14 protein-coding genes are annotated in these 10,048 nt (G+C 36.6%); 13 read left to right on the forward strand and 1 reads right to left on the reverse strand.

Translation table 11 applies throughout. From position 1 onward, the window contains the following. Positions 1-267: 267 nt before the first annotated feature. From EHO58_RS19385 to EHO58_RS19765, 10 genes are all read left to right on the forward strand, one after another. Positions 268-510 (forward strand): CopG family transcriptional regulator, encoded by a 243-nt coding sequence (locus EHO58_RS19385; RefSeq protein ID WP_135625843.1) that lies wholly within the window; start codon positions 268-270, stop codon positions 508-510. Beyond that, positions 500-775, forward strand: a complete 276-nt coding sequence (locus EHO58_RS19390) for a type II toxin-antitoxin system RelE family toxin (RefSeq protein WP_135625842.1) — start codon at positions 500-502, stop codon at positions 773-775. Before EHO58_RS19385 ends, EHO58_RS19390 begins: the two co-directional genes overlap by 11 nt. A 643-nt stretch (positions 776-1,418) precedes the next feature. After that, on the forward strand, positions 1,419-2,225 hold the full coding sequence (locus EHO58_RS19400) for a hypothetical protein (RefSeq protein WP_167483242.1): 807 nt from the start codon (positions 1,419-1,421) through the stop codon (positions 2,223-2,225). A gap of 187 nt (positions 2,226-2,412) precedes the next feature. Next, a complete protein-coding gene (locus EHO58_RS19405) occupies positions 2,413-3,156 on the forward strand; it encodes a M90 family metallopeptidase (protein ID WP_135681022.1) in 744 nt (247 codons plus the stop codon). A gap of 204 nt (positions 3,157-3,360) precedes the next feature. After that, the gene (locus EHO58_RS19690; RefSeq protein WP_135681023.1) at positions 3,361-3,834 is read left to right on the forward strand and encodes a hypothetical protein; all 474 of its coding nucleotides are present in this window, start codon (positions 3,361-3,363) and stop codon (positions 3,832-3,834) included. 377 nt (positions 3,835-4,211) lie between these two features. After that, positions 4,212-4,481, forward strand: a complete 270-nt coding sequence (locus EHO58_RS19415; protein WP_135681024.1) for a hypothetical protein — start codon at positions 4,212-4,214, stop codon at positions 4,479-4,481. A 259-nt stretch (positions 4,482-4,740) separates the two neighbouring features. Continuing rightward, entirely contained in the window at positions 4,741-5,574 is an 834-nt protein-coding gene (locus EHO58_RS19420; protein ID WP_135681025.1) for a hypothetical protein, read from the forward strand. A 187-nt stretch (positions 5,575-5,761) separates the two neighbouring features. After that, positions 5,762-6,358, forward strand: coding sequence for a hypothetical protein (locus EHO58_RS19430; protein WP_135681027.1), 597 nt, complete (start codon positions 5,762-5,764; stop codon positions 6,356-6,358). Positions 6,359-6,550: 192 nt separating this feature from the next. Further along, a complete protein-coding gene (locus EHO58_RS19435; RefSeq protein WP_135681028.1) occupies positions 6,551-7,408 on the forward strand; it encodes a hypothetical protein in 858 nt (285 codons plus the stop codon). A 195-nt stretch (positions 7,409-7,603) separates the two neighbouring features. Continuing rightward, the gene (locus EHO58_RS19765; RefSeq protein WP_244241245.1) at positions 7,604-8,152 is read left to right on the forward strand and encodes a hypothetical protein; all 549 of its coding nucleotides are present in this window, start codon (positions 7,604-7,606) and stop codon (positions 8,150-8,152) included. 52 nt (positions 8,153-8,204) lie between these two features. Here EHO58_RS19765 and EHO58_RS19900 read toward each other — a convergent pair whose 3' ends face one another. Beyond that, complete coding sequence (locus EHO58_RS19900; protein WP_425269465.1) at positions 8,205-8,276, reverse strand: TraY domain-containing protein; 72 nt, start codon at positions 8,274-8,276, stop codon at positions 8,205-8,207. Between the two features lie 60 nt (positions 8,277-8,336). Here EHO58_RS19900 and EHO58_RS19620 point away from each other — a divergent pair, with 60 nt between their 5' ends. From EHO58_RS19620 to EHO58_RS19455, 3 genes are all read left to right on the forward strand, one after another. Continuing rightward, a complete protein-coding gene (locus tag EHO58_RS19620) occupies positions 8,337-9,020 on the forward strand; it encodes a hypothetical protein (protein WP_167483243.1) in 684 nt (227 codons plus the stop codon). A gap of 285 nt (positions 9,021-9,305) precedes the next feature. After that, positions 9,306-9,566 carry a ribbon-helix-helix protein, CopG family gene (locus tag EHO58_RS19450; RefSeq protein ID WP_040509929.1) on the forward strand — a complete coding sequence of 87 codons (261 nt, stop codon included), beginning with the start codon at positions 9,306-9,308 and terminating at the stop codon, positions 9,564-9,566. Further along, entirely contained in the window at positions 9,544-9,960 is a 417-nt protein-coding gene (locus EHO58_RS19455; RefSeq protein WP_135681030.1) for a type II toxin-antitoxin system VapC family toxin, read from the forward strand. The genes EHO58_RS19450 and EHO58_RS19455 overlap by 23 nt, the downstream gene beginning before the upstream one ends. Positions 9,961-10,048: the final 88 nt, after the last annotated feature.

A 10,048-nucleotide genomic window follows, 5' to 3' on the forward strand; every position in this document is an offset into this window, starting at 1 on the left:
TGACGCTTCGCTTCGAGATTGCTTACGCAACTCTCGCTTGGCCTCCGGCACATTTCGCTTTGTCACTCGCCTTGCAGAGCAAGTCTCGCGCCAAGTCCTACGGACTCGCGAAACGTCGTCAAGCCTTGGTCGTTAGGCGAAACGACCGCAAAATTCTTTCTTAAAAGAAAAATTATTTAAGGACTTCATTTCGAAAATCTCAAAAAAAGCAATTTGACATCCGAATAATAATGCTGTATTTTGAATAAAAATGCAGGTCTAATGAGTATGTCTAAGACAATTACATTGCGTATTGAAGATCCGATTTACGATATATTTAAGAAAGCCGCCGAAGGTGAAAGACGCACTATTTCGAATTTTGTTGAAAATGCTGCCATCCAATATCTTACAAATGAATTTTATGCTTCAGATGAAGAGATGGATGAAATTCTTTCAGATAAACAGCTTACTTCGTCTTTGAAAAAAGGACTTAAAGAAGTAGCTCAGGGAAAATATAAAGTTGTCCGCTGAATATAAAATAGCGGAGACCGAACAATTTCAAAGTAAACTTAAAGACCGTCAATTTTCCCATCTTCAGAAGAAATTAACAGATTACGTCTATCCAATACTTAAGAAGAATCCATTTTTTGGACCGAATATCAAAAAACTGAAAGGTGAGTTTGATGGTCTATATAGATATCGTATTGGTAAGTATCGTTTATTCTATTTAATTAAAGATAACGAACTATTAATAATCTTTGTTGATGTAGATCAAAGAAAAGATAGCTATAAGTAGGTGCGGTCGCATCGCCTAACTATCGGCTCTGACGCTGCGCTTCGAGATCGCTACGCGACTCTTGCTTGGCCTTCGGCACATTTCGCTTTGTCACTCGCCTTGCAGTAGCAAGTCTCATGCCAAGTCCTTACGGACTCGCGAAACGTCGTCAAGCCTTGGTCGTTAAGCGGACATGCCTGCAAAATTTTCTTTTTATTATTTTTAGTTTTGAAGCTTGGATCTTTTGTGAATCCTTTCTGAGATTAATTTAGATTTTAATATATGAGCATCCGTTTCCTCGCACTAGTAGAGTGTTGGCCAGCGATATTGTTTTAAGGTAACCGCTTTAATGCCGTAACCCTTTCAATATGAGTAAATTAAAGTGTGCGATTGAAACGGATGGAATAGTATAGACACCCACGATCGCCAGTATTGAATTTTATTGTAACTCACGAGAAGGTTGGATACAATTGTTGTCCATGCAGTCACGTCGCTTAACTATCGGCTTGGCGTTGCGCTTCGGGATGCTTTCGCACCCTCGCTCCAGGCTACGCCACATTTCACTTTGTCACTCGTCTTGCAAAGCAAGTCTCGCGCCAAGTGCTTGCGCACTCGCGAAACGTCGCCAACCCTTGGTCGTTAGGCGAAATATGGTTAAAAAATTATGTTTAAAAAGATTTTATTTTCAATTACCTTACTAATAGGGGTTCTGGCTGGTAATTTTTGCACACCCCTAAGGAATATTTTGTATGAAGTTCAGAATTTGTTTTTCAGTCTTCTGAATAATCTTGCAACCTGGACTAATTTCATTTTCCTAATTATTGGTGTAGTTCCATGGCTTTTTCAAATACAAAGAAATATCTCTTTTAAGCAGATCACGTATAGGCTATCTACTGTATTTAAATCGATAAACTCCAAGTTACTTATTTCACTTTTTTCCCTTGGGGCGTTGTATCTTCAGCTTGTGCTTTCTAAGTTCATTTTTGATACGACTTCTCTTGCTTTGTTTTTTCTTTCAATCACACCTTGGATCACTTCGTTAATAACCTCGGCGAAATTGCCCGGCGGTGTCGAAATTAGTTTTAGAGATATTGAGCACGCTGTAGCTTCTGTAGAGGTCGAATCAAAACCCAAGGGTGATGGTAATTTATTCGCCGAATGGAATAATATAGATCAGAATCTGGCTTTAGTAGCGCTTCGCATTGAAATTGAAAAGCGTGTTAGAACCTTAGCTCAAGAATATAAATTGGGTGATGGCCTGCCTTTATCGCGTTTATTGAGAATTCTAGCAGAGAAAGATATTATTCCGCTAGAATATAGAGATGGTTTACTAGAGGTAACCTTTTTCGGAAACAAGGCCGCTCATGGAGCGGAAGTCAATAGTGATGTGAATAATTGGGCATATAAGGTAGGTCCGAAATTATTACAAATCCTTGATTCACAAATTCGTAAAGATAAGAAAGAGAAATAATTAACCATACTTCGCCTAACTATCGGCTCTGACGCTGCGCTACGAGATTGCTTCGCAACTCTCGCTTGGCCTCCGGCACATTTCGCTTTGTCATTCGCCTTGCAAAGCAAGTCTCACGCCAAGTCCTTACGGACTCGCGAAACGTCGTCAAGCCTTGGTCGTTATACGCAAGTCGCTATAAATCATTATGAAAATTCATAAATTACTCGGATTAGTAAGAAGACTTTTACTTCGCCCTTTCTCTCATTTTGTTAATATTCCAAAAGTTTGGGCAACCTTCCTTGATGAAAGAGTGGAATATTATAAGAATTTGGAGGAGGAAGAAAGAGATAAAGTTAATACTCTTATTCAACATTTTAAGATTTCCAAAAAATTCATAGGAGCTAACAATTTCGAGGTAGCCGATTCACATAAATACCTCGTAGCATGCTTGGCAGTAAGATTAATAAAAAATATTGGATTACATCATTTTGACTCAATACATACGATCATTATATTCCCATCTGCGTTTAAAACAGAAGAAATTTCATACTTTGTGGATGGAGTAACTGGCGATCAGGGAATGGTAGGGCTTTCCTGGAGAGCTGTTGAAAGAGGATTTAAAATTCATAATGATGGAGATTGCGTCGTTACCCATGAATTTACTCATGTTATTGATTTGACATCTGGAGATTTTGACGGAGTTCCTCGCCTAAGCGATGAGAGTTTTTATCGAGTATGGACAAAATCTTTAATTGAAGGCTATCCAAAAATACGAAAAGAATTATTTGATTCATCTGAATTCGTCAGTGATGAAGTAGAACTCTTCGCATATTTGTCAGAAATATATTTTGAAAAGCCAGAGCATTTGCTAACTGAAAAACCCTATGTTTTTATTCTATTGAATGACTTTTATAGGGAATACTCAGAGAAGATAGCGACCAGCGTATAACTGTCGGCTTATCGCTGCGCCTCGAGATTGCTTACGCAACTCTCGCTTGGGCTACGCCACATTGGCTTCAGTCACGACTTTTGCAAAGCAAAAGGTCGCGCCTGTTCCTAACGCCTCTTCGAGGCTCAGGACTCGCCAACGTCGATAACCCTTGGTCGTTATGCGAAAGTCCAAATAACTTTATTTTAATTCGTAATTTTTTAAATGCTTAATAAAGAGCACATTCAGAAGATTAATAAGATTATTCTAATTCTCTCACCAATTCCTGTTATAATTGGTAATCTTTCTATATTGTTTTGCGGTGGTCCAGTTTCTGATTCGGGGATGTCAGTTTGGGATCTCAAAAGTTCTGGCTCTGATGATGGACTTTTTGGAATGGTAATAGTTATTTGTTGGATCCCAATTTTCATAGAAATCTATTCTGTAAGATTATTTTTTATCAAACTCATTCTTCGCTTGGTAACTATTATCACATTTTTGCTATGCTCATTGGGAACATTATACTTTGAGGTAGCTACCTTTAATCTCAGTAAGTATCCAGATAACCGCATAGTGTTTTGGTTTTCAGGATACTATGCAGCTTCAGCTTTGCTAACTATTTCTGTATTTTTTTCTGTTATAGAAACAATTTACGAAATAGTAAAGGGATACAAAAAGCTAAGAACCAAGAAAATATAATTGTATGCATTTGGACCTTCGCATAACTATCGGTGCTTCCGCTCCGCTCGGAGATTGCTTTCGCAACTCACTCGCTCGGGCTACGCCACATTTGCGTCTGTCACTTCGTTTGCAGAGCAAACTCGTGCCGTTGCAAACGTCGGAACACCTTGGTCGTTATACGCAATTCTGGGCGGACTCGACTTTATAAAATTCAGTTCCTCGTTGGAGAATAATTTGAAAATAGAATAACCGCAAGGAAGGGTCTTGAAAAGCAGTTTTATCAAAAGACTTTATTTGCTAACAAATATTTTGATTTAAAGAATGTCTCAAAGGCTAATATTTTCACAAACGTTATATGAAATTAATATAAAATTATTTAGATAAAATATAAATAAATGCTCCACCTATATGTTGTTTGGTTTCAAGACGATCTTCTCCCGGAAGATGATCAAGATTATGAATGGGTTGCTTGCATGTTAATTGATGCCGATAGTAAAGAAAAAGCATTACAGTGGGGAGATCATCTATCAAGAGGTTATGTTAAAAACAATAATCTCATAATTTTAAAATCATATTTAGATGAGTATATTAATAATGAAAAAAACAATCAATTGCCATTGATAAAATATGGAAAATCTTACACCGACGATTATATAGGTTGGTAACTGATTTTAACTTAAATAAATTGAAGTATAGGGTCTTGTCCTTTGGGACCTAGTTTTTATATCAACTTCCGCCAGATCTGCGTCTAACTATCGGTGCCTCCGCGCCGCTCGGGGCTCACTTCGTGACCCACTCGCTTGGCCTTCGGCACATTTCGCTTTGTCACTCGTCTTGCAAAGCAAGCCTCGCGCCAAGTCCTTGCGGACTCGCGAAACGTCGGAGCACCTTGGTCGTTAGACGCCATAAAGTAAAATAAGACCTATGAAAGAAAAATCAATTATCAAAAATCCATTAACGATCATTGCTCTATTTTCAGGATTTGCCGAAGCATGTGGCGCCGTTGTATTACCATTTATCGACATCGCAAATCAGAGCATTTATGTGTGGTTCCTAATCGCCTTTCCAAGTACTTTATTAATTGCGTTCTTTTTAACTCTTAATTTTAATTCTAAGGTCCTTTACGCCCCTTCCGATTTCGAAAATGAAGATAACTATTTAAAGACGCAAAAGTTTGATAATTTGGAGCAAAGCTCAAAGCAAGTCAGTATATCAGAAAAAGATAGAGTGAATGAATTGGAGAATCTTTATGGAAATCTATTTAATGAATTAAATTTATTAAAGGAATCGATTGTTCAAAACCCAAACCAGCAACTTATTCTTAAGAGTCTTTGTAAATTCATAGTAGCGAACTTTCAATCTTCGATAAAGTTCAAGCTTCTGATGAGAAATCTGGGATATGAATTTGAAATCTTTTCCGGAATTACAGGGGAAAATCAACAGATTACACAATATCGATTCGAAGACAATGAAGGAATTTGGCTCGGTAGCGAGATTCCCTTTGGCATTTCAATCGAAGTGCTTAAACAAGCATTTTCATTTTATCCGCATCTAAAATACATTCATTTGTCAAATGATATAAGTGGAATGAAGCATCAAGGCATTCATTCTCAAATTGTTATTGGCGGGTCATCGAAAACGGCGATTGAAAGATACAGATTATTGCCTCTTACAGATGAAAATAAGAAAAGTATTCTTGAATCGAAGTCGGATAGAGAACTTCATGATAGAATCCGAGCAAACTATCAATCAAATTAATTGTGTAAACTACTTTACGGCGTCTAACTGTCGGCTTATCGCTGCGCTTCGAGATTGCTTCGCAACTCTCGCTTGGCCTTCGGCACATTTTGCTTTGTCACTCATCTTGCTTGGCAAGCTTCGTGCCAAGTGCTTAGCACTCGCAAAACGTCGATAACCCTTGGTCGTTAGACGCAATTAAATAAAAATGGTTGTAATCTTATTTTCAGTTTTAGTTATTGCAGGACTTTTTCTGTCTAATTATACATTCCGCTTTCTAGATGAAATGGCTGTTTGTATACTCGGAAGAGATGTAAATTACTTCTTCGCGGCTTTCATCGATGGACCTTTGGTTGTATTTCTTCCGACTTATTTAATGAGCATTCTTATACTTTGCTTTGAATTCAGTAGATGGAAATTTAAAGGGAAAATGAAAATGACAACAGAAAATCTTTACATTTTGAAAGGAGTAAATGCTAACAAAGATTCATTCGTTGAGAGCTCCGAGTTAATTCAGATTTCATTATTCATTGTTGTTTGCTACACTTTTCTTTATATTTTTACGTTAGGTGCCGGAACAATTATAAGAAATGAGAGAATACAAGATTATTCATTTTATATAGTTTCTACAGAAGAAGCTCTTTCTGACATAACTTATGCAAAGTTTGAAAAGAAAAGCGGAAGAGGTTCTTTAAATAGGGTAATTCTTACATTTCGAGATTCGAAAGAGATAAAGATATATTATAATATACAATTGTTATTTGAAATTCTCGATAAGTATCACGTTGTTATAGAAGGAAGATGAACAAGTCCGGATTAATTTAACTGCGTCTAACTATCGGCTCTGACGCTTCGCTTCGAGATCGCTACGCGACTCTCGCTTCGGGCTTCGCCACATTGGCTCAGTCACTCGAATTGCAAGAGCAATTCTCGCGCCTGTCTTCGCTTTGCTCAGCTCGCCAACGTCGTCAAGCCTTGGTCGTTAGACGACATCAAAATGAAAATATATAGTAAACCAATATTATCAGTTTTTGGCGGTATGATAGCGGGCATTCATCTGGTAATGTCAGTCGAAGCATACTATGTTTATCCGAATTCATATGTTGGATTTTGGATCTTTTTTACAATACTGCTACTTAATACAGCATGGTTATCTTATTCGGCTATTTCAATAGCGATTAATAAATCTGTCGCGGTTGTACTTGTGATTTCTATAATTATTTTTCCCATTTTCTTTCTCTTTAGCCATTTCGCTTATCCACTTTTTGATCTTTTCCATTTTAAAAAAGAGTTATATCAATATTCATTTATAATTTTGACTCTTCTGATTCTTCCATTAGTTATTTACGTATTAGCGGCTTCGGCATTGGCAAGAGGATCATTGGGTAAAATATTAATCTTTAGCTTTCTTGTAGTAGCTAACGGGATGTTTTATTATATGGAAGCAAGGGGTTCAAAGGGTGAGGAAAGAAAGTATCTTCAAGCAGAACGAGAAGGTTTTAATAATAATTTACGGCTGTTTCAAAAGGAATACCGCTGTTTAAGAACGATTACTTTTTTAAAAATTGAGGGAGATCAAAAGACGCAGGTTTCACGAAATGAAATTTTCAAAGCTTCAATTAGGTTAGATGAAAAAGAGCCCTTAGAAATTAGTTATGATCCCAGCGTAGGAACGGAAAATCTAATGAAAAATCCTACTCATGTTTACAAAATCGCAATCCGAATAATGGGAGCGGATAAGCAAACGAAATTGCCTGTAATTTACATCCAAGAAAAATGTCCTTTTTTTCTGCATAGAACTTTTGGATGCATTGATTTTGAATGCTCGGCATGTATCGAAGCCACGGGATTTTGAATTAAACAATTTTGACGTCGTCTAACTATCGGCTCTGACGCTTCGCTTCGGGATTGCTTCACAACCCTCGCTCGGCCTTCGGCACATTTCGCTTTGTCACTCGCCTTGCGGTGGCAAGTCTCGCGCCAAGTCCTTCGGACTCGCGAAACGTCGTCAAGCCTTGGTCGTTAGACGCCATAAATCAAAGGAACTTTAATGAATAAAATATTTTTATATTCGGTATTGTCATGTATTTTTATTTCTCTAAACTCTTGTAGTAAATTAATTTATTTAGGAATATTAAACCAAGAGGAATATAGTGTAACAGTTGTTATTAAGCTTCGTAAGAATATCTCACAATTAGCGTTTAAATCTAAAATTCTTGAAATAGAATCTGATAGCGATAAGATCGAAGAATTGCCTTTCAGATTAAGTAAATGGTTTAGAGTTAAGGCAGAATTAATTAATAGCTCGAAAAAATATTATGATGAATTTCAAGAGAACATTCCGAATGAACATATCAATTATAATGAAAAGACTGGAGAAATAAATATAGAGTTAAGTAAGGGATACGCTTATTTTATTCACGAAGATTATAACTATTCCAATTTTATTTCAGAATATGTCGGAGAGATTAGGCTAGAATCATTATTTGGCAAGATTTCTTATTCTGGACTTGAAGTGCAGAATGCATTTTCATATGATAAAGATTGTGATTGTTATCTCTGGAAATTGAAAAGGGTTAAAAGAAGTCATTTCGGTTAATAGAGATTTACGGCGCCTAACTGTCGGTGCTTCCGCAGCGCTTCGAGATTGCTTACGCAACTCTCGCTTGGGCTTCGCCACATTTGCTTCTGTCACTTCGTTTGCATGAGCAAACTCGTGCCATTGCAAACGTCGGAACACCTTGGTCGTTATGCGCAATAATGAAAGAAAGAAATTTTAATAAATGAACAAAGAAGAAATTACTACCATTTTTAAGAATAGATATTTTCAATTTTCTATATTTTGCTATTTGCTTATTCAAATGCTAATAGTTCCGGGAAAATATTTTAATATACACGCTGAAAACAATGATTTTTTAGGCGCATCCAACTATATAATAACTATATTAACGATATGTTTTATAATTCTAGGATTGAATGCAATTTTAGAATTAACATATTTACCGAATCTCCCTGATGTTAAACTTGTTGGAATGATTGGTCGCCTTTTTGTATATACTTTGGTAAACTGGTTCAGTTTTATTATCTATTGCTATATATTATTAGTAATTACAGGATCTCTAAGAGATTTCAATCAAGTTGAGCAATCTAGAACAAATACTTCTATCTTACTTATGGGGACTGCTTTATACATTATCATATATTTAGCAGGGGCAGCTATTATAATTGGGCTTAGGTCAATGGGAAATTATTTTCCGAATGTAAAGACTCTTTTATTAAATAAGAAATCGTATATGTATTTTTCAATATTTCTAATTTTTCCAACTTTAATAGGTTTATCAGGATTGGTTGAAAATGCATTCTTTAGATTGCTTGTAGATCTGCTTTTGACGATAGCAATATTTGCTACTTATTTTAATTTTATTTTTCTAATAAAGCATTGTCAAAGGATAAAATTGTCAGCGTAGCAGCGTAGTTCTTATCTTTACGTTTCATTACTGCGCATAACTATCGGCTCTGACGCATCGCTTCAGGATTGCTTCGCAACCTTCGCTTGGCCTGCGGCACATTGGCTTCAGTCACGACTTTTGCAAAAGCAAAAGATCGCGCCTGTTCTAACGCCTCTTCGAGGCTCAGAAATCGCCAACGTCGTCAAGCCTTGGTCGTTATACGCCAGGCTGGCAAGATCAACTTTTTGAGAATAATTATATAAAATTCTTGTTCGTAATACTAAATTGTGATACATTGTATTTGTGATCAGTTTAAGAATACCGCCAGAATTAGAGAGAAAGTTGGACTCGTTTGCAAAATCTGAGGGGAAAAGCCGCTCCGAAATTGTAAAAGAATCAATTCTTGAATATATAAAAAATCATAGTTCGAGTAAAACCCCCTTTGAGCTAGGGGAAGATCTGTTTGGTAAATATTCCGCGAATAACAAACAATTAGCTGAGAACAGAAAAGCTATTCTAAGTAAAGTATTAAAGGACAAGAATGAAAAACGCCGCGCTCGTTGATTCTGGTCCGATTATAGCATTATTCAATTCATCAGACGAATATCATAAATCAGTCTTTAAATTTCTAAAAGGGTTTAAAGGTTCTCTATTTACGACTTGGCCAGTAATAACTGAAGTTATCTACCTACTATCTTTCTCAATCGATGCCCAGTCTGATTTCTTAGAATGGATAGAGCGTGGAAGTTTGCAGATTTTAGATATAACATTAGATGATCTAAAATATATAAAAAGCCGGATGCAAAAGTATTCAGATTTGCCAATGGATTTAGCAGATGCGTCGTTAATGTGCATTGCGGAGAGGGAAGGGATCTATAATATTATTAGTATAGATTCTGACTTTTCTATATATAAAACTCTAAAAGGCAAATATCTAACAAATTTATATAAGAATTAGCCAGCCCAGCGTATAACTGTCGGCTTATCGCTGCGCTTCGAGATTGCTTCGCAACTCTCGCTTGGCCTTCGGCACATTTTGCTTTGTC

It is taken from the genome of Leptospira selangorensis, assembly GCF_004769405.1.
GTDB lineage: Bacteria > Spirochaetota > Leptospiria > Leptospirales > Leptospiraceae > Leptospira_B > Leptospira_B selangorensis.

Excerpts from the sequence above, each read along its gene's own strand:
- EHO58_RS19385 (WP_135625843.1), top strand. The coding sequence starts at position 268 with ATGTCTAAGACAATTACATTGCGTATTGAAGATCCGATTTACGATATA.
- EHO58_RS19405 (WP_135681022.1), top strand. The coding sequence starts at position 2,413 with ATGAAAATTCATAAATTACTCGGATTAGTAAGAAGACTTTTACTTCGC.
- EHO58_RS19620 (WP_167483243.1), top strand. The coding sequence starts at position 8,337 with ATGAACAAAGAAGAAATTACTACCATTTTTAAGAATAGATATTTTCAA.
- EHO58_RS19430 (WP_135681027.1), top strand. The coding sequence starts at position 5,762 with ATGGTTGTAATCTTATTTTCAGTTTTAGTTATTGCAGGACTTTTTCTG.
- EHO58_RS19435 (WP_135681028.1), top strand. The coding sequence starts at position 6,551 with ATGAAAATATATAGTAAACCAATATTATCAGTTTTTGGCGGTATGATA.
- EHO58_RS19455 (WP_135681030.1), top strand. The coding sequence starts at position 9,544 with ATGAAAAACGCCGCGCTCGTTGATTCTGGTCCGATTATAGCATTATTC.
- EHO58_RS19415 (WP_135681024.1), top strand. The coding sequence starts at position 4,212 with ATGCTCCACCTATATGTTGTTTGGTTTCAAGACGATCTTCTCCCGGAA.
- EHO58_RS19765 (WP_244241245.1), top strand. The coding sequence starts at position 7,604 with ATGAATAAAATATTTTTATATTCGGTATTGTCATGTATTTTTATTTCT.
- EHO58_RS19400 (WP_167483242.1), top strand. The coding sequence starts at position 1,419 with ATGTTTAAAAAGATTTTATTTTCAATTACCTTACTAATAGGGGTTCTG.
- EHO58_RS19420 (WP_135681025.1), top strand. The coding sequence starts at position 4,741 with ATGAAAGAAAAATCAATTATCAAAAATCCATTAACGATCATTGCTCTA.
- EHO58_RS19690 (WP_135681023.1), top strand. The coding sequence starts at position 3,361 with ATGCTTAATAAAGAGCACATTCAGAAGATTAATAAGATTATTCTAATT.